Below are 18,372 nucleotides of genomic sequence, written 5' to 3'. Positions count from 1 at the left end.
AAGGGCACATCACAGACAAACAACCGGGAGGGGCTCGCAAGGGCGCCTCCCTTTTTCGTTTCAGAACAGGATCACGAACGATGTCAGACGAGACCATCAAGAGCACACCACGCGAGATCACCATTGCCTTCGACGGGGCCTGTAAGGGCAACCCTGGACGGGGTGGCTACGGGGCCATTCTTGTGAACACCCGCACGGGCGCGGAGAAGATCGTGAAGGGCCGCGAGGCCAGCACCACGAACAACAAGATGGAGCTGACGGCAGCCATCGCGGGCCTCGGTGCCCTCAGCCCTGGCGCTGTGGTCACCATGCTGGGTGACAGCAAGTACGTCATCCAGGGGATCACCGAGTGGCTTCCCGGCTGGAAGGCCAAGGGATGGAAGGCAGCCGGGGGGAAACCTGTGGCAAACAAGGAGCTATGGCAGAACCTGGAGATGGCCGTAGCGCGGCACGAGAGCGTCACCTGGGTGTGGGTGAAGGGGCACGCTGGACACGAGCTGAACGAGCGCGTGGACGGGATCGCGAGCGGGGAAGCCGTGATGTGCTAAGATCAATCACCGAATGAAGGAGAGTGCATGAGTACGGCTCGGCGGCACCACTACGTGGCGCAGTGCTACTTGAGGGCTTTTGCTGTTTCGCGTGGCAAAAAGCAGCAAACGCTTGTCTTTGATGCCAGGACAAGAAAGTCATACCCAACATCATTAGCAAACGTTGCCGTCGAACAGGATTTCAACCGCATCGACGTTGATGGTCATCCACCGGATGCTCTTGAGAATGCCCTAGCAGATTTCGAGTCCGAAGCTGCGCAGGCTTTGAGAAGTATCATCGCTGCGCGTTCGCTGAGCAACGAGAGCGATCGTGCTACGCTCTTGAACTTCATGTGCCTCCTCGCGATAAGAAACCCCCGTTTTCGAGAAAACTTCCGTCAATTTCACTCGCGTGTCGCACAGGCAATCATGGGCACCTCGCTTGCTACACCGCAAAGGTGGGCTGGGCAGATTGCAAAAGCTCGCGGTGCCGGCTTTATTACTGGGTCGGATGTCGCTTACGATGAAATAAAAAACTTCGTAGCAAGCGGGGCATATGAATTCAAAACGACAACAAGCTATCACTCTGAATTAGAGTTTTCGGCATTCGATAGTACACTTGCTACGTTCTTCCGAAGACGATGGATGCTGGTTCAAGCACCGTCCAAATCAGGTGGTTTTGTAACAAGCGACCATCCCGTCTGTCTCCTTGCGACAGAACAACTGCCGCAACCTATGCGCTTGGGGTACGGGATGACAGGCACCGAGGTGCTATTTCCAATTTCGCCTGAGTTGGGCTTAATAGGCGCGTTTGACAATGCCGATTCAAATCGTGAGCCTACAGAACATAATGTGAGCGAGGCATTCGTTGCGAACTTCAATCGTGCTGTTATTCGAGGTTCGGAGTGGCATGTTTACGCACGAGATCACCATTTTGTGTTTGTTGGACAGTCTGGCTTGGCGCGTAAAGCTAGTCGCCTTTTGGATGACCCCCTATTCAAGCGGCCTCGCAGATAGAGATAGGCAATTATCTCGGTTTGAACAAAGGCATAATAATATTCCTATTAGTGCCGAGCCCTGAGAATCGGGTGAGGAGCGTCACCGCTAGGGTGAGGATAAATGCTGCGCTTGTCAGTAGAGCTGCAGGATGCGCTGTCGGGCACAGCAGGGCCAACAGGAAGTGGTAGCCAATGACCGGTGGGCACATCGCAAACGACTAACCGGAGTGGCTTGCAAGGGCTCATCCCTTTTTGTTTCTCTTGCCGCAGCAATACAGACATAGAAAGGGGTTAGGCTGGTTTGTCTCCGGCTGGTTTAGTATCAAATCTCGCGGCTGAAAAATCGAAATCCAGATTAAAAACTACATAATCGTCATCTTTGTCTAAGCCGCAACTTTCTACCTCGGTACTTTTGATTGTCAATCCGCTATTAAGCGCATTTTCAAACAAATTCTTTTCGCCAGAAAACGCGCTTTCTTTGAAATCAGCAGCTGACATGCGGCCAGCAAGCAGCTCTTGGAGCATCCTTGCTGAGATTTTTACTTGTGTCATAACGCCGTACTCCGATTTCCACTTTGTGCCTAACCATCCACCTGACGCTTGTGGATCGAAATGTCCGTCTTTGTGCCGCGCACGTGCGTTGTAACCCTCAGCACGAGGAGGAGGTAATACAGAGGCGATCTCTAATAGTTTACTCAAATCAGCCGCGCTAATGCTTTCTTGATGGTAGAAGGAGATGGTCCAGTTAAGTGGATTATGCATAGGAACAAAGCCGTGCCAATCTCTTTTGCATGAGAAGATGACCACAACTTCTATTTTTGATTTACGCAAGAAATGAAGAATAATTTCTTGGCCTGAGTATGAATATGCATCCTTATTAGTAATATTTCGCAGTAAGCCTGATCCAACGTCCATAATAAAAATACACGGACATACCTCTGTAGATTTTGTCGGTAGTTGCCCCTCTTTGTTCCGAAGGGCTTTGTAAAGGCTATTATCCTCTAGGGAGCCTGCAACTGGCGGCATGCTTGAAAAAAAGTTATGTCCGACGTAGGTGCGTTCACGGTATTCTACAACGACGTCAATCTCCTTATTAGACAAGCGAACGGACTGTGATTGGCTTGCGGGCCAACCTTTGATCCACGCAGTTAACTTGGCTTTCACGTCCGCGTCTGGTTGGAAGTCTCTGCTGATACATCTACGCCTAAAATGACCTTCTGCTCCCCATCCAGAAACTTCTTGAAATCTAAAGAACAAGTTGAAGCGTGCGCGTTTTCGCGTTTGGTCGGCAACCGCAGACAGAAGCTCGACAGCCCGCTTCATTTCTGGCTCACCGGACATCCCCTCATCTGATAGAGCGGTTACCTCGATTACTGAGACGCGCCCAGGTATGACATTCCGAGCGAGCGCTTCGGGTTTCCTACCGTTAAATTCAGGCTCTATTTCGATATCGTCCAGTTTTGACAAGGCCCATAGCAGGCTTAGTTCTGCTTCGGCGGCTAAGGCCTGATCGGTTTTTCTGTGATCTAATCGGGCGATCAGGTCTCTGCGTTTCTGGTTATTCAGCTTGCTATCAATTTCTGAGAGCATGGCTGCCAATCGCCGCCGAGTAAAAATGGGCATTTAAACTCTATCCAGTCCTGCCGTTGTATCAGAAAGTTTGCTTTAGGTGATCTTGCCGGATAGCAGACCCCAGTGAAGCTAAGTCTCCACGCCACCCTTCCAGGCGAACTTGATCTGCCCTCCAGGTCGCCGTCTGCACGCGCTTCGGTCAAACAGGATCACGCAGTGATCCACCAATTGGCGCAGCAGGACGTTCGATCTGCCAACGTCAGTGGCTCCTTCAGCTTTCAGAGCGGCTTCCAGATCATCCAGCCTCTTGGACACCACTGGCTTGGCAGTATCGCGTAGAGCCGTCCCCACAGCCTCTTGTTGCTGGGCCAGCTCCGCAAGTGACACCTCCATCTCACTGAACGTCGTGATGAGGCTCGGCAGGGGCTTGCTGGCCATGGCTCTCACAAGGGCCTCTACCTGGTTCCGTCGGTGGCGCTGAAACAGTGCTGTAGATTGTAAGCCACTACAAAGGCCGCTACAAAGCCCTCCGAAGTCGCCTGAAAAACGTCAACACTTATAATCATCTGGAGTGGTACGGAGGGTCTCCCGCCGTCCGCACTAGAGGCTCACTCAAGGCTGGCGGCATGAAGGTGTGTCAGATCGAGTTCCGCATACCGGACCTTCTCAATCTCTCGATACAGCGTCGCAGCCTTCAAGCCCTTCCCGTAGATCGACTCTTCCCCATCGCTGTCTCTTCGCCAGCCACCCAGCGCACGGACCCGCTCAAGACCAATCTCAGCCTCCCGAAGCGCGTCCCGATAGTTGTGCCTGAAGCTGTGGAACGAGACCCCCGTTACGGCCATGTCGAGCTTCCCTAGGAAGCGGCGCTTGTCGTTGAACCACTTCGAGAACGGCCCTGAGAGGTAGCCCAGCGCATCTGGCTTTAGCTCTGGGAAGAGACGCCTCTCGCCCTTCGCGCGCATCCTCGCGGTAAACTCCAGGAACCCGATACGCTGAAGCTCGGGGTGGACCGGCACGAACCGCTTACCGGCCTCGGTCTTCACCCGCTTCTTGTCAGCCTCATCGGCCCCAGGCTCCCCAGCATCGTCAATGAGGATGACTGGGATGCCCTCCAGCTCCGTAACGTCCTCCACCCGGAGCTGGCAGCATTCGCCCAGACGCATGCCCGTCCAGAGTGATAAGAGGGGCACCCAGAAGCGGCCCCTACGAATCACGTTCGGTCCCGGCTTGGCGTAGCCCTCCTCATCGTCCTGGCAGCCCGTGTAGAGCGGGGAGTTGAAGATGGCCTGGAGCTGCGCCGTGCTGAACGGCTGACGGAGGTCCCGCTGGTCTCGATCATCAGGCAGCGCGAGGCCCTCGGCTGGGTTACGGACCACACGCCAGTTCTTCACGCCCCACTTGAACAGGGCCGAGAGGTTGTGGAGGTAGTTGTTGACTGCCGCGACACCCAGGCGCTCCAGCTTCTCCGCATCAGCCACCTTGGCAGCATCCTCCAGGGACAGCTTCGGGAACCGCTGCGTGGCATTCCTGGGCAGGCGCATGACGACGTTTCGGATGCGCTCACAGTCCACCCGGTGAACGCTGTCCACGGGCGTGTCAGGGCCTAGCAGCTCCCGCATAGCCCGGAACACGGTCTGATAGGTCTTCAGTGTGCCCGCTGTGCGGCTCCTCGTGGGGTCCGCGAGGTAGGCGGTAATCAGCTCCTCAACGGTGCAGGAACGGGGCGCTGAGGCTGCCTTGGGCGGGGCAGGGGTGTCCACCACCTCGCCTTGGTTCCGCTGGAGCATGGCGTCTGCCCAACGTTTCTGAGCCTTCAGCATCGCAAACCCGAGACGCCTCCAGTCCTCCGAGCCCTCAGGCGCAGCCAGACCATTGGCCTTTAGGACGCCTTCGACCTCCATCCAGATCGTGTCCATGCTGCCGGTGGCAAGTTCCTTAGCAACGAGGGGAGCCACGTACTCGGCTGCCTCCACCATCCGCTCAAAGCGGTCGGAGGGGACTCCCTGTTCGCGGTTCTTCTCGTCCTCCTTCAGGAGCTTCGAGAGCCACGCAGCAGCCAGCCTATCGGCCTCCGCTTGTGAGATGGGGTCAACGGCACCAGACAGGCGACGACGGGCAGCTTCCAGCTCCCGGTCGAACTCCACGGACCTGAGGCGTGCCCTACGCACCGCTTCAGCCCTGTCCGAGGTCCCTAGGGCGATCCACTTCTGACCGCTACGGCCACCAGGGATCACCTCACGAAGCTCAGGGGGCACCCAAGCGCGGAACGAGTAGGTGCCGGTCTTGCGTCGAACGAGGCGGGTCTCAAGCCCCATCTGGGAGGGTCACCTGTAGCAACAACCTGTAGCAGGGATGCCGCCTAACCCTCTGAAAGTCAACGCTTCTGGCCCTATCAAGGGCTTAGGAATATACTGGCGGAAGGGGTGGGATTCGAACCCACGGTGGGCTTGCACCCACGGCGGTTTTCAAGACCGCTGCCTTAAACCACTCGGCCACCCTTCCAAGCCCTTGCAGAGGCAGGCGGATCTGCCTCTGCCGAAGCGCCGGGCCGGGACCCGCCGCTTCCGGTCGACAGCGCGACCGGCGGATCCTGTCTATGGCTGCCCGGAGGGCGGCGTCAACCGCCGCGGCAAAGTCCGGGCAAAGGCCTCGGGCAAAGGCCGAGCCCGCGCCGGGTCCGGTCGCCGAGGCGGCGCGTCGGCGGCGCGGGGTTCAGGGCGCGAGGCGGCCGAGCCGGTCGAGGAGGGCGCGGTCGTGGAGGAGGGCCATGCGCTCCTTCGGGGTCAGCCAGGCCCGGGCCTCGGCGATGCCCTCCGCCTCCACCACCTTGGCCTGGGCGAGCGCCCGGTCGGGGTCGATGACCCCGCGCGGGCGCGGGGCGGTCTCGGGCAGCATCGCCGCATGGGCCGCGGCGAGGCCGGCATCGGCGTGCAGGGCGCCGAGCGCGTCCGCGTCGTCGAGGCCGGCCTCGGCGTTGCGGCGGGCGAGCACCCCGGCCTGCGCCGCGATGGCGGGGGGGGCCCGCTCCTCCGGGGTCATCAGCAGGCCGAGGCGCTTCAGGGCCAGCCCGAGGCCGAGCTGGCCGCTGGCCCAGGAGATCGGAATCGCGAGCACGAGGCCCAGGATGGTGGGCGACATCCAGAGGAACAGCGAGGTGGCGATGGCGAAGGCCGCCACGCCCGTCACCAGCCCCAGCGCCATGTGCCAGCGGTGGCGGCGCACGATGTCGGACCAGGGGATCGAGCCGTCGTCGCGCCGCTGCGGGTTCCAGCCGGTGTCGCGCCCGAGCAGGATCTGGAAGACCGAGCCCGACTGTATCAGCATCGCGATGGGGGCGATCAGCGCCGAGAGCAGGATCTCGATCAGGCTCGACAGGACGAGGCGGACCGCGCCCCCGCAGGCCCGGCGCACGGGGCCGTCGATCAGCGCCAGGATCAGGCCGAGGAATTTCGGGGCGAGCAGGATGCCCATGGTCAGGCCGAAGAGCTGGAGCGCGCGCACGGGATCGAAGCGCGGCCAGACCGGGTAGAGCCCGAACTCGGAGGTGAAGTATTCCGGCCGCACATAGGCGGTCTGGAGCACCAGGGCGATGCCGACCACGAGCTGGGCGAGCCAGAGGGGCGAGGCGACGTAGCCGGCGATGCCGGTGGCGAAGTGCTGGCGGGAGGCGAGGGCCAGCCCCGCCGTGCCGATGATGCGGCTGTGCTGGAGGTTGCCCTGCGCCCAGCGCCGGTCGCGCACGGCGACGTCGATGAGCGAGGGCGGGCTCTCCTCGTAGGAGCCGGGCAGGGCCGGCAGCATGGTCACGCTCCAGCCGGCCCGCCGGATCAGGGCCGCCTCCACGAAGTCGTGGCTGAGCACGTGGCCGCCGAAGGGCGGCTTGCCCTTAAGGTCGGGCAGCCCGCAGGACGCCGCGAAGGCGCGGGTGCGGATGATGGCGTTGTGGCCCCAGTAATTGCCGTCGCGGCCCGACCAGACGGACAGGCCCGTGGCGATGACCGGCCCGTAGATCCGCGCGGCGAATTGCTGGACCCGGGCGAACAGGGTGTTGCGGTTGATGATCAGCGGCAGCGACTGGATGATGCCGGCATCCGGGTCCGCCTCCATGGCGGCGGCGAGATGCACCACGCAGGCGCCGGTCATCAGGCTGTCGGCGTCGAGCACCAGCATGTGGTCGTAGGCCCCGCCCCAGCGCGAGACGAAGTCGCCGATGTTGCCGGCCTTGCGGTGGTGGTTCTTCGGCCGGTGCCGGTAGTAGAGCCGGCCCTGCGCCCCCCAGCGGGCGCGCAGGGCCAGGAAGGCGCGCTCCTCGGCGATCCAGGCATCCCCTTGGGTCGAATCCGACAGGACGAAGTAGTCGAAGGCCGCGCCGTGGCCGGTGGCGTCGATCTCGGCCCGCATCGCCTCGACGCCCGCGAAGGTGCGGGCGGTGGCCTCGTTGTAGACCGGCATCACCACCGCGGTGCGGGTGGTGAGCCGCGCCGGCAGGGCCGGGGTCTTCAATCCGCGCAGGAGCACGAGGAACCCGAGGATCGCGCCCGTGAAGGCGAGCGCGATCCAGGAGAAGTTCAGGGTGAAGAGGGCGAGGAGCACGTATTGCAGCGCCGTGGTGCCGCCGGAGACCGCCACCACCTCGTACATCTGCAGGGCGCCGTAGGCGGTGAGCAGGGCCGCCCCGCCGAAGACGAAGGCGCGGGCGAGCCACGGCTTTCCGTGGCGCGCGGCCGGCCGGTGGCCCTCGGCCGGGTCCCAGCGCTCCAGGTCCTGCACCGGCATCGGCAGCGGCGCCTCGGGGGGCATCGCGGCGGCGAAGGGCCCGGGGGCCGGCCCGGCCGCGGGCGCGGTCCCGGCCGGGGGCATGATCTCGGCCGGGGGAGCGATGTCGGGGGAGAGCGGGGATGCGGTCACGGGGTCCAACGGTAGAGCCAGGTTTCGGTGAGCGGGGCGCCGGCGCGCTGCAGGTTGAGCCGCAATTCGCAGGATTTCTCGCCCTTCGGATCGAGCTCGAAGGCCACCCGCAGGGTGTCGCGCTCGGGGTAGCGGTAGAGGGTGCTCGACGGGATCGCCCCGGAGGCGGCGCTGAGCTGGGTCTGGAGGTCCCCGGGGGCGGCGATGCCCTCGCCGGTGAAGTCCACCAGGAACAGGCGGCGGTTGTCGGGCCCGCGCCCGCTGCGCGTGCCCGAGACCTGGGCCACCTTCGGCGGCTCGGGGGGCTGCCAGCACCAGTGCTGGCGGTAGCTGAAGGGCATCTCGGCCCCGGCCGCCAGGGTCGCCTTCGGGCGCCAATAGGCCAGCACGTTCTCGTTGAACTCGGAATCGCTCGGGATCTCCAGCAAGGTCACCGCCCCCGGTCCCCAGGCGCCCAGGGGCTCGAGCCAGAGGGAGGGGCGCCACTCCCAGTGCTGCACGTCGTCCTGGAAGGCGGCGTAGTCCCGCGCCCGCTGCATCAGGCCGAAGCCCTTCGGGTTCTCGTCCACGAAGGAGGAGATCTGCAGGGTCTGGGGGTTGCGCACCGGGCGCCAGATCGCCTCGCCGAACCCGGTCCGGATCTGCAGGCCGCCGCTGGCGAAGGCGCCCGCGCGGGCGTCGTCGGCCCCGCGCCGGTCGTGGGGGCCGAACAGGTAGCTCGTAGTCATGCCGCCGAGGCCGAGATGGTCGATGGCCGCGCGGGCGAAGACCGTGCCCTCGACGTCGCAGAGGGAGGCGTCGCCGGGGCGCAGGCTCATGCGCAGGGCCGCCGCGGCGGAGGGCGAATCGACCAGGGCGTGCAGGACGAGGGGGCCGCCGGGGCCGGGCCGCTCGATCCAGATCGCGCGGAACTCGGGGAATTCCTCGCCCTTGGCGTCGGCCGGGCGCAGGGTCAGCGCCCGGGCCGTCACGCCGAAGCCCTGGCCGGTGGCCAGGAGGCGGAAGAACGACGCCCCCTGAAACATCGCGAAGTCGCTGAGTTCGCCCCCGCGGAAGCGGGCGCGGACGCGAAAGCCCGAATAGCCGGGGTCGTCCTTCAGGGTGGGGAGAGCGATCCCGTCCGTCTCGAACCGGGCCGGGTCGTAGGGCAGGGCGCGCACGACGCCCTCCTCCACCAGGGCGAGCGCCACGCGGGAGCGGAACACCGAGCCGCGATGCAGGGGCTCGAGGGTGAAGCCGAGGCCGGCCTCGGCCCAGACCGCGCTGCCGGGCCGGGTCCGGATCGCGGCGTATTGCTCGCGGTTGAGGCCGGTCAGGGCGTCGGGCAGGTCGTCGGTGCGGGGCGCCGCGTAGGGGCGCTTGGCCAGGGCCCGGGCGAGGTCGGTGACGAGGCCGGGCTGGAACGGCGTGCCGTCGGCGGGCAGGGCCGGGGCCTCGTCGGCGGCGGCGGCGGCGCGGGGCAGGGCGGCGAGGCCGACGGCCAAGGTGGCGAGGCCGGCCTGCCGCAGCACGGTGCGGCGGCTGGGATCGCCGGCGGTCGGGTCGTCGGGGAAATCCGGGTTCGGCGGCGTCATCGGGTCCGTCTGGTCGGCGCGGGCTGCGCGGAGAAGGCGAGGGGCTGCGGGCGGTCTACCATGCGGAGCCCTGAACCGGTGCTTAAGCCGTCCCGGACCACGGTGGTCAACGCCGGAGGGTTCCGGACCGTTCGTTCGGGGCGCGGTCGAAGCGCGGAAACGTGTCCGGCGCGGGATCCGGACTTGAAACGGCCCCGTCCGCGCTTTAGCCGGCGGGAAGCAACAGCTTGGGCAGCGGCGGAACGCGCGATGACGGACCAGACGACCGGGAAGACGGGGCGCAGCCTCACCGCCATCGTGCTCGCCGCCGGCAAGGGCACGCGGATGCGCTCGGACCTGCCGAAGGTGCTGCACCGGGTCGCCGGCCGGACCATGCTGGGGCACGTGCTCGCCGCGGCGCAGGGTGCCGGGGCCGGCCGCATCGCCGTGGTGGTGGAGCCGGGCCAGGAGGCGGTCGCCCGCGAGGTCGCCGCCCTGGCGCCCGGCGCCGCGACCTACCCGCAGGCCGAGCGCCTCGGCACCGCGCACGCGGTGCTGGCCGCCCGCGCGGCCCTGGAGGCGGGCGACGACGACGTGGTGATCGCCTTCGGCGACACGCCGCTGATCACCGCCGCGACCCTGTCGCGCCTGCGGGCCCCGCTGGCGGAGGGGGCGGCCGTCGCGGTGCTGGCGTTCCGGACGCCGAACCCGGCCGGCTACGGCCGGGTGCTGACGGACGGGGACCGCGTGCTGGCGATCCGCGAGGAGAAGGATGCGAGCGCGGCGGAGCGCGCCGTCACCCTGTGCAATGCCGGCCTGATGGCCCTGTCGGGTACCCGCGCGCTCGCCCTCCTGACCCGCATCGGCAACGCCAACGCGGCGGGCGAATACTACCTGCCCGACGCCGTCGGCCTCGCGGTGGCGGACGGGCTGCCCGTGGCGGTGGTGCCGGTGTCGGAGGCCGAGGCGCAGGGGGTCAACGACCGGATCCAGCTCGCGGTCGCCGAGGCCGAGATCCAGGGGCGCCTGCGCCGGGCGGCCCAGACGGCGGGCGCGACCCTGATCGCGCCGGAGACGGTTTTCTTCCATGTCGACACGGTGTTGGGGCGGGATGTTCTGGTGGAACCTCACGTGGTGTTCGGGCCCGGCGTGACGGTGGGCGACGGCTGCGTGGTGCATGCCTTCTCGCATCTGGAGGGCGCCACCCTGGCGGCCGGCGTCCAGATCGGCCCCTATGCCCGCCTGCGCCCCGGCGCCGTGCTGGAGACGGGCGCGCGCATCGGCAACTTCGTCGAGGTCAAGAACGCCCGGATGGGGGCGGGCGCCAAGGCCAACCACCTGACCTATGTGGGCGATGCCGAGGTCGGGGCGGGCGCCAATCTCGGGGCCGGCACCATCACCTGCAACTACGACGGGGTGAACAAGCACCGGACGCGGATCGGGGCGGGGGCCTTCATCGGCTCCAACACCGCCCTGGTGGCCCCCGTCAACGTCGGGGCGGGGGCCATCGTGGGCGCCGGCTCGGTGATCGCCGGCGACGTGCCGGAGGACGCCCTGGCGGTCACGCGGGCCCGCCAGCGCACCCTGCCCGGCTGGGCGCCGGGCAAGCGCGCGGCCCTGCAGGCGGAGAAGGCGGCGCGGGCCAAGAAAACGCAGGACCTGTAAGCGCAGGACCTGTCGGCACAGGACGTGGGGGCGCTCGCCGGAAGGTCGGGGCGTCCCGGCGCCGCAAGCCCGTGTTCAGGATTGCCGGGGCAGACTGGCCATGGGGGCGGATGTCGCCCCCGGCCGGCCTTCGGGCCGGGTGGCTGGCGCCTGCCCGTCCCGATCCGGTACAAGCCCGGATGGGCCCGTGCGTGCCCGACCCCAGTGCCGGACTCCTGAGAGACCCAGACCCATGTGCGGAATCGTTGGTATCGTCGGACGGGACGCCGTGGCCGGGCAGCTGGTGGAAGCCCTGCGCCGGCTCGAATATCGCGGCTACGACTCGGCCGGCATCGCCACCCTGACGCGGGGGCACCTGGAGCGCCGGCGGGCCGAGGGCAAGCTCGGAAACCTCGAGATGCGCCTGCGCGACGCGCCGCTCGGCGGCAGCATCGGCATCGGCCACACCCGCTGGGCGACGCACGGGCGCCCCAACGAGACCAACGCCCACCCGCACGCCACCGCCCGGCTCGCGGTGGTCCATAACGGCATCATCGAGAATTTCCGCGCGCTGAAGGCCGAGCTCCAGGCGCAGGGCGTGCGCTTCGAGAGCGAGACCGACACCGAGGTGGTGGCCCAGCTCGTCAGCCACGCCATGGACCAGGGCCTCGGCCCCGTCGAGGCGGTGGCCGCCTGCCTGCCGCGCCTGCACGGGGCGTTCGCGCTGGGCTTCGTCTTCGCCGGGCACGACGACCTCCTGATCGGCGCCCGCCACGGGGCGCCGCTGGCCATCGGCTACGGCGAGGGCGAGACCTATCTCGGCTCGGACGCCCTGGCGCTGGCGCCCTTCACCCAGGAGATCACCTATCTCGACGAGGGCGACTGGGCGGTCCTGTCGCGCGACGGCGCCGAGATCCGCGACCAGGCCGGCCGGCCGGTCACCCGCGAGCGCCAGCGCATCGTCGCCCAGGCCTTCCGGGTGGAGAAGGGCAACCACCGCCACTTCATGGCCAAGGAGATCCACGAGCAGCCCGAGGTGGTGGGCCGCACGCTGGCCCACTACGTCGACCTCGCCCAGGGGCGCGTCGCCCTGCCCGAGGCCCTGCCCTTCGACTTCGCCACGCTCTCGCGGATCTCGATCACCGCCTGCGGCACCGCCTATTACGCCGGGCTCGTGGCCAAGTACTGGTTCGAGAGCCTGGCGCGCCTGCCCGTCGAGATCGACGTCGCCTCGGAGGCGCGCTACCGCGAGCCGCCGCTGGACCGGGACGGGCTCACCCTGGTGATCTCGCAATCCGGCGAGACCGCCGACACCCTGGCGTCGCTCCGCTACGCCAGGGCGCAGGGCCAGCACACCCTGGCGGTGGTGAACGTGCCGACCTCCACCATCGCGCGGGAGGCCTCCGCCACCGTGCCGACCCTGGCCGGCCCCGAGATCGGGGTCGCCTCCACCAAGGCGTTCTCGTGCCAGCTCACCGTGCTGCTGTGCCTCGCCATCCATGCGGGCCGGGCGCGCGGCACCCTGAGCCCGGAGGCGGAGCGCCGCCTCGTCGACGCGCTGATCACCGTGCCGGGCCTGATGGCCGATGCGACCAAGCTCGAAGGGTCGATCGAGATCCTGGCCCGCGAGGTCGCCAAGGCCCGCGACGTGCTCTATCTGGGGCGCGGCACCAGCTACCCGATGGCGCTGGAGGGCGCCCTGAAGCTCAAGGAAATCAGCTACATCCACGCGGAAGGTTATGCGGCGGGTGAACTCAAGCACGGCCCCATCGCCCTCATCGACGAGAGCGTGCCGGTGATCGTGATCGCCCCCCACGACGCGATCTTCGAGAAGACGGTCTCGAACATGCAGGAGGTGGCGGCGCGCGGCGGGCGCATCATCCTGATCGGCGACGCCAAGGGCGCGGCCGCGGCCGGCCTCGACACCATGGCCACCGTGACGATGCCGGACCTCGACCCGGTGGTGGCGCCCATCGTCTACGCGGTGCCGATCCAGCTGATCGCCTACCACACCGCCGTCTTCATGGGCAAAGACGTCGACCAGCCGCGCAACCTCGCCAAGTCCGTCACGGTGGAATAGGCGCCCAACCCTCCGGGCCTCGAACGAAAAGGGGGCGCGGACCGGCCGGTCCGCGCCCCCTTTTCGTCGTTCGCAGGTTCGTCGTTCGCAGGGATATGTCGTTCGCAGGGACCGGGCGCGGCGCGCCCGGTCCGGTGTCGGCTCACTCGGCCGGCTGCAGGGCCGGGAGCTCCGAGTCGAGGGGCATCGGCTTGCCGCCGAGGGCGGCGGCGAGCTTGACCTCGTCGACCTCGCCCTCCCAGCGGGCGACCACGATGCAGGCCACCGCGTTGCCGATGAAGTTGGTGAGCGCGCGGCACTCGGACATGAAGCGGTCGACGCCGAGGATCAGCGCCATGCCGACGACCGGCACCGAGGGGACCACCGCCAGCGTCGCCGCCAGGGTGATGAAGCCCGAACCGGTGACGCCGGCCGCCCCCTTCGAGGACAGCATCGCCACGAGGAGCAGCAGGCCCTGCTCGCCGTAGGTGAGCGGGGTGTCCGTCGCCTGGGCGATGAAGAGGGCCGCCATCGTCATGTAGATGTTGGTGCCGTCGAGGTTGAACGAGTACCCGGTGGGGACCACGAGGCCGACGACGGGCTTGGAGCAGCCGGCGCGCTCCATCTTCTCGAGCAGCGAGGGCAGGGCGGACTCGGACGACGAGGTGCCGAGCACCAGCAGCAGCTCCTCCTTGATGTAGCGGATGAGCTTGAGGATCGAGAAGCCGTTGTAGCGGGCGACCGCGCCGAGGACGCCCAGCACAAAGATCGCCGAGGTCAGGTAGAAGGCGCCGACGAGGTAGGCGAGATTGGCCAGCGAGGCGATGCCGTACTTGCCGATGGTGAAGGCCATGGCGCCGAAGGCGCCGATGGGGGCGACCTTCATGATGATGTTGACGACGCCGAAGATGGCTTCCGACAGCACCTTGATGATGTCGAGCACCGGCTTGCCGCGGTCGCCCAGGAAGGCGAGGCCGAAGCCGAACAGCACCGAGAAGAACAGGACCTGGAGGATCTCGCCGCCCGCGAACGCGCCCACCGCCGTGGACGGGATGATGTTCATCAGGAAGTCGGTGATCGTCTGCGTCTTCGCCTTGTCGGCGTACATCGCGATCGACTTCGGATCGAGGGACTTCGGATCGATGTGCATGCCCGAGCCCGGCTGGACCAGGTTCGCCACGATCAGGCCCACGATCAGGGCCAGCGTCGAGAAGGTGATGAAGTAGATCAGCGCCTTGCCGCCGACGCGGCCGACCTTCTCGAGATTGGTCATGCCGGCGATGCCGGAGACCACGGTGAGGAAGATCACCGGCGCGATGATCATCTTGACGAGCTTGATGAAGGCGTCGCCGAGCGGCTTCATGTCCGCGCCGACCTGCGGATAGAAGTGGCCGAGGGTGATGCCGATCGCCACCGCGACCAGGACCTGGAAATACAGGGTCCGGTAGATGGGCTTGGGCTTGGGCGGCGCGTGCGGCGCGGTGAGGGGCAGTGGTACAGCGGCCATGGTGGCGTTCTCCCGATGGATCTCTCGAAGGGTGTCGGTTCGGCCCCGGGGCGTCGCCCCGGTCTCCGTCCGCTCTTGGTCTCGCGTCCGTCGGCCTCCGCCCTCCCGTCCGTGCCCGGCAGGGGCGCGGAGGCGGGGCGTCGGCCCTTCGGCGGTCAGACCTGCGATGGGTGCAGGGCTGCCTTACCCCCTCGGAATGGCAACCGGCGTGCCAGCGCCGGAACGATCGAAACTTTTCGTTAAACACCTGAAATCAGGATCGTTTTTCCGATGAGCGCGCGGCCTCCGGCGCGGCGCCGGGCGAAAACCCGGACCTGGCCGGGAAATCCTTTCCGGAAATTCGCAGAGGCGCGGAGGGTATGAGGCCGGTGTCCCGACCGATCGAGGCGCATCGCGCGCGAGTGCACGTGCCGAGCCCCCGGAGCCTGGCGCTGCTCGCCAGCGTGGTGGCGATCCTGCTCGCCGCCTGGGTCGCCGGCGGCGTCGCCGAGCGCTGGGCCCTGGCCGACCTGCGCCGCACGGCCGAGGCGACCCTGGGGCTGCAGGTCGGGGTCCTGGCGGCCGAGATGCAGAAGCAGACCTCGCTGCCCCTGGCCCTGGCGGCCGACCCGGAGATCGCCGCCGCGGCCGAGCCCGCGCCCTCGGAGGCCCTGATCGGCCGGGTGAACCGGCGCCTCGCCGCGGTCGCCGAGGCGACGGGCTCGGCGGTGATCTACGTGATCCGCCCGGACGGCATCACGGCGGCGGCGAGCAACGCGCAGGGCCAGGGCAGCTTCCTCGGCCGGGACTACGCCTTCCGGCCCTATTTCCGGCAGGCGATGCGCGACGGGGCCGGCTCGCAATTCGCCCTCGGCACCGTCAGCGGCCGGGCCGGCTTCTACCTGTCCCGGCGGATCGGCGCCGCCGGCGGCGTCGTGGTGGTCAAGATCGAGTTCGACGCGGTCGAGTCCGGCTGGCGCGCGGCGGGGGGCGGGGTGTTCGTCGCCGATGCGCGCGGCATCGTCCTGGTGGCGAGCGAGCCGGCCTGGCGCTTCACCACCCTGCGGCGGATCGACGAGGCCGAGCGCCGGCGCATCCGCGAGGCCCTGGAATTCGGCGCCGCCCCCCTCGACGACATGCCGCTCTATCCCGTCGCCGGCTCGGCGGACCTCGTGCGCGTCGGCCAGGGCGCACGGCCGGCCTGGGCCGCCCTGCGCCTCGACGCGCCGATCCCCGGCACTACGTGGCGCCTCCATACCCTCACCCCCCTGGGCGGCATGGTGGAGCGCGAGCGGGTCCAGGCCTGGATCATCGCCGGCCTGGTCACGGGGCTCGCCTGCCTCGGCCTCACCGCCCTCGCGGGCCGGGGCCGGCGCAACCGCGAGCGCCTCGCCCGCGCCTCGGCCCAGCGGGACGCCCTCGAGGCCCGGGTCCGGGAACGGACCCTGGCCCTCACCGACGCCAACCGGCTGCTGCGGCTCGAGATCGACGAGCGGCAGCGGGCGGAGGCCGAGCGCGAGCGCCTCGGGCGCGAACTCGCCCAAGCGGGGCGCCTGGCCGCCCTCGGGCAGTTCGCCGCCAGCATGGCCCACGAGATCAACCAGCCCCTCGCGGCCATCCGCTCCTACGCCGACAACGCCGCCATCCTGGTCCGGCGCGGGCGGATGGAGGAGGCGGCGGAGAACGCCTTCGCCATCGGCCGCCTGACCGACCGCATCGGCGGATTGACGCGCCAGCTCAAGGGCTTCGCCCGGCGCTCCTCGGCCAAGCGGGAGCCGGTGGCCCTGGCCGAGATCCTGCGCAACGGCCTGGAGCTGGTGGAGGCCCGGGCGGCGGCGGCCGGCATCCCCCTGGCGGTGGAGGCGGGCGCCCCCGGCCTGCAGGTGCTCGGCGACGGGCCGCGCCTCGAACAGGTCGTGGTGAACCTGCTCCAGAACGCCCTCGACGCCGTGCAGGGCCGGCCCGACCCCCAGGTCGGCCTGGAGATCGTGGAGGGGCCGGAGGAGGTCGCCGTCGAGGTCCGCGACAGCGGGCCCGGCATGCCCGAGGCGGTGCGGGCGCAGGTCTTCGACGCCTTCTTCACCACCAAGTCGGACGGGCTCGGGCTCGGGCTCGCCATCGCCCGCGGAATCGTCGAGGATTGCGGCGGCAGCCTCACCGTCCGGGACGACCCGGCCGGCGGCACGATCTTCCGGATGGCGCTGGCCAAGGCCCCGGCCCGCGGGACGGCCGGGGTGGCGGAGACGACGACGTGAGCGAGAGCATGGATGGGGCAGCCTCGGCCGAGCGGGTCGTGTTCATCGACGACGAGGCGGATGTCTGCCGCGCCAACCGCCAGAGCCTGGAACTCGACGGGTTCACGGTGGAGACCTTCGGGGCGGCCGGGCCGGCCCTGGCCGCGATCCTCGCCGATCCGCCCGGCCTCGTCATCACCGACGTGCGCCTGCCCGACCTCGACGGCAACGCGCTGTTCGCGCGCCTGCGGACGATCGACCCGGACCTGCCGGTGATCCTGATCACCGGCCACGGCGACATCCGCATGGCGGTGGCGGCGATCCGCGACGGCGCCTGCGACTTCCTGGCCAAGCCCTACCCGGTGGAGGCGCTGCTGGTCTCGGCCCGGCGCGCCCTGGAGCGGCGGCGCCTCGTCCTCGAGAACCGCCAGCTGCGGGCGCGCCTCGACGCGGCCCTGGAGGAGGACCCGGCCTTCCTCGGCGTCTCGCCCGAGATCGTGCGCCTGCGCCAGCTCGTGCGCGAGGTGGCCCATGCCGACGTGGACGTGCTCGTGTTCGGCGAGACCGGCGCGGGCAAGGAGGTGGTGGCGAGCGCGCTGCACCGCTGGGGCCGGCGGGCCAAGCGCAACTTCGTGGCGATGAATTGCGGCGCGCTGCCCGACAGCGTCGCCGAGAGCGAGCTGTTCGGCCACGAGGCCGGGGCCTTCACGGGCGCCGTGAAGCGCCGGGTCGGCCGGATCGAGCACGCGCAGGGCGGCACGCTCTTCCTCGACGAGATCGAGAGCATGCCGCTCAACCTGCAGGTGAAGATGCTGCGGGTGCTGCAGGAGCGCAAGGTCGAGCCCCTGGGCAGCAACGAGACGCTGCCCATCGACATGCGGGTGGTGGCCGCCACCAAGGTCGATCTTGGCCAGGCGGCGGCGCAGGGCACCTTCCGCGACGACCTCTATCACCGGCTCAACGTGATCACGATCGCGATCCCGCCCCTGCGGAACCGGCGCGAGGACGTGATCCTGCTCTTCCAGGAATTCCTCCGGCGCGCCGCGGCCCGCTTCGGCCGCGAGGTTCCGGCCATCACCGGCCCGGTGCTGGAGCACCTGCGCCGGCACGACTGGCCCGGCAACGTGCGCGAGCTCGGCCACTTCGCCGAGCGCTACGCCCTGGGCCTGGGCGCCCTCGACCTCGCCGCGCCCGAGATCGTCACCGCCGGCACCCTGGCCGAGCAGGTCGACCGCTTCGAGCGCAGCCTCATCCGCGAGGAGCTGATCATGGCGGGCGGGGATGTGCGGGTCGCGGCGGAATCCCTGGGGACGCCGCGCAAGACCCTCTACGACAAGATCGCCCGCCACGGGCTCACGCCCACCGACTACCGCTGAGGCCCGGAAGAC

At 67.9% G+C, this 18,372-nt stretch carries 12 protein-coding genes and 1 tRNA gene; 6 read left to right on the top strand and 7 right to left on the bottom strand.

What is annotated here, in order from left to right:
* Positions 1-80 precede the first annotated feature (80 nt).
* Together rnhA and ACXJY8_RS07685 are read left to right on the top strand one after the other, a co-directional pair.
* Positions 81-548, top strand: a complete 468-nt coding sequence (rnhA, locus tag ACXJY8_RS07690) for a ribonuclease HI (RefSeq protein ID WP_463778305.1) — start codon at positions 81-83, stop codon at positions 546-548.
* 27 nt (positions 549-575) lie between these two features.
* Positions 576-1,544 (top strand): DUF4238 domain-containing protein, encoded by a 969-nt coding sequence (locus ACXJY8_RS07685; protein WP_463778302.1) that lies wholly within the window; start codon positions 576-578, stop codon positions 1,542-1,544.
* 272 nt (positions 1,545-1,816) lie between these two features.
* Here ACXJY8_RS07685 and ACXJY8_RS07680 read toward each other — a convergent pair whose 3' ends face one another.
* The 6 genes from ACXJY8_RS07680 to ACXJY8_RS07655 all read right to left on the bottom strand — a co-directional run bounded on the left by ACXJY8_RS07680 (position 1,817) and on the right by ACXJY8_RS07655 (position 9,582).
* A complete protein-coding gene (locus tag ACXJY8_RS07680; RefSeq protein ID WP_463778299.1) occupies positions 1,817-3,148 on the bottom strand; it encodes a hypothetical protein in 1,332 nt (443 codons plus the stop codon).
* Positions 3,149-3,226: 78 nt separating this feature from the next.
* Positions 3,227-3,535 carry a hypothetical protein gene (locus ACXJY8_RS07675; RefSeq protein ID WP_463778297.1) on the bottom strand — a complete coding sequence of 103 codons (309 nt, stop codon included), beginning with the start codon at positions 3,533-3,535 and terminating at the stop codon, positions 3,227-3,229.
* A 170-nt stretch (positions 3,536-3,705) separates the two neighbouring features.
* Positions 3,706-5,415, bottom strand: a complete 1,710-nt coding sequence (locus tag ACXJY8_RS07670) for a DUF6538 domain-containing protein (RefSeq protein WP_463778292.1) — start codon at positions 5,413-5,415, stop codon at positions 3,706-3,708.
* 97 nt (positions 5,416-5,512) lie between these two features.
* Positions 5,513-5,602: transfer RNA gene (locus tag ACXJY8_RS07665), tRNA-Ser, on the bottom strand.
* Between the two features lie 210 nt (positions 5,603-5,812).
* The gene (mdoH, locus tag ACXJY8_RS07660; RefSeq protein ID WP_463780468.1) at positions 5,813-7,960 is read right to left on the bottom strand and encodes a glucans biosynthesis glucosyltransferase MdoH; all 2,148 of its coding nucleotides are present in this window, start codon (positions 7,958-7,960) and stop codon (positions 5,813-5,815) included.
* 44 nt (positions 7,961-8,004) lie between these two features.
* On the bottom strand, positions 8,005-9,582 hold the full coding sequence (locus ACXJY8_RS07655) for an OpgD/OpgG family glucan biosynthesis protein (protein ID WP_463778290.1): 1,578 nt from the start codon (positions 9,580-9,582) through the stop codon (positions 8,005-8,007).
* Positions 9,583-9,831: 249 nt separating this feature from the next.
* Here ACXJY8_RS07655 and glmU point away from each other — a divergent pair, with 249 nt between their 5' ends.
* Positions 9,832-11,226 carry a bifunctional UDP-N-acetylglucosamine diphosphorylase/glucosamine-1-phosphate N-acetyltransferase GlmU gene (glmU, locus tag ACXJY8_RS07650; protein WP_463778288.1) on the top strand — a complete coding sequence of 465 codons (1,395 nt, stop codon included), beginning with the start codon at positions 9,832-9,834 and terminating at the stop codon, positions 11,224-11,226.
* A gap of 232 nt (positions 11,227-11,458) precedes the next feature.
* The gene (gene glmS / locus ACXJY8_RS07645) at positions 11,459-13,285 is read left to right on the top strand and encodes a glutamine--fructose-6-phosphate transaminase (isomerizing) (protein WP_463778286.1); all 1,827 of its coding nucleotides are present in this window, start codon (positions 11,459-11,461) and stop codon (positions 13,283-13,285) included.
* A gap of 142 nt (positions 13,286-13,427) precedes the next feature.
* On the opposite strand, the gene ACXJY8_RS07640 is transcribed toward glmS, so the two are convergent.
* Positions 13,428-14,771 carry a dicarboxylate/amino acid:cation symporter gene (locus ACXJY8_RS07640; RefSeq protein WP_463778284.1) on the bottom strand — a complete coding sequence of 448 codons (1,344 nt, stop codon included), beginning with the start codon at positions 14,769-14,771 and terminating at the stop codon, positions 13,428-13,430.
* A 359-nt stretch (positions 14,772-15,130) separates the two neighbouring features.
* Between ACXJY8_RS07640 and ACXJY8_RS07635 the strand changes: the two genes are divergently transcribed.
* Together ACXJY8_RS07635 and ACXJY8_RS07630 are read left to right on the top strand one after the other, a co-directional pair.
* Positions 15,131-17,005 (top strand): sensor histidine kinase, encoded by a 1,875-nt coding sequence (locus tag ACXJY8_RS07635; RefSeq protein WP_463778282.1) that lies wholly within the window; start codon positions 15,131-15,133, stop codon positions 17,003-17,005.
* A complete protein-coding gene (locus ACXJY8_RS07630) occupies positions 17,002-18,360 on the top strand; it encodes a sigma-54-dependent transcriptional regulator (RefSeq protein WP_463778280.1) in 1,359 nt (452 codons plus the stop codon). Before ACXJY8_RS07635 ends, ACXJY8_RS07630 begins: the two co-directional genes overlap by 4 nt.
* Positions 18,361-18,372: the final 12 nt, after the last annotated feature.

This window comes from Methylobacterium sp. TK31, from assembly GCF_055361545.1.
Note: the sequence above shows the minus strand (reverse complement) of the source record. Positions and strands in the feature narration are given on the sequence as shown.

What these genes read in the sequence shown, in the direction of transcription:
- rnhA (WP_463778305.1), top strand. Translation starts at nt 81, where the DNA reads ATGTCAGACGAGACCATCAAGAGCACACCACGCGAGATCACCATTGCC.
- ACXJY8_RS07685 (WP_463778302.1), top strand. Translation starts at nt 576, where the DNA reads ATGAGTACGGCTCGGCGGCACCACTACGTGGCGCAGTGCTACTTGAGG.
- ACXJY8_RS07680 (WP_463778299.1), bottom strand. Translation starts at nt 3,148, where the DNA reads ATGCCCATTTTTACTCGGCGGCGATTGGCAGCCATGCTCTCAGAAATT.
- ACXJY8_RS07675 (WP_463778297.1), bottom strand. Translation starts at nt 3,535, where the DNA reads ATGGCCAGCAAGCCCCTGCCGAGCCTCATCACGACGTTCAGTGAGATG.
- ACXJY8_RS07670 (WP_463778292.1), bottom strand. Translation starts at nt 5,415, where the DNA reads ATGGGGCTTGAGACCCGCCTCGTTCGACGCAAGACCGGCACCTACTCG.
- mdoH (WP_463780468.1), bottom strand. Translation starts at nt 7,960, where the DNA reads ATGCCCCCGGCCGGGACCGCGCCCGCGGCCGGGCCGGCCCCCGGGCCC.
- ACXJY8_RS07655 (WP_463778290.1), bottom strand. Translation starts at nt 9,582, where the DNA reads ATGACGCCGCCGAACCCGGATTTCCCCGACGACCCGACCGCCGGCGAT.
- glmU (WP_463778288.1), top strand. Translation starts at nt 9,832, where the DNA reads ATGACGGACCAGACGACCGGGAAGACGGGGCGCAGCCTCACCGCCATC.
- glmS (WP_463778286.1), top strand. Translation starts at nt 11,459, where the DNA reads ATGTGCGGAATCGTTGGTATCGTCGGACGGGACGCCGTGGCCGGGCAG.
- ACXJY8_RS07640 (WP_463778284.1), bottom strand. Translation starts at nt 14,771, where the DNA reads ATGGCCGCTGTACCACTGCCCCTCACCGCGCCGCACGCGCCGCCCAAG.
- ACXJY8_RS07635 (WP_463778282.1), top strand. Translation starts at nt 15,131, where the DNA reads ATGAGGCCGGTGTCCCGACCGATCGAGGCGCATCGCGCGCGAGTGCAC.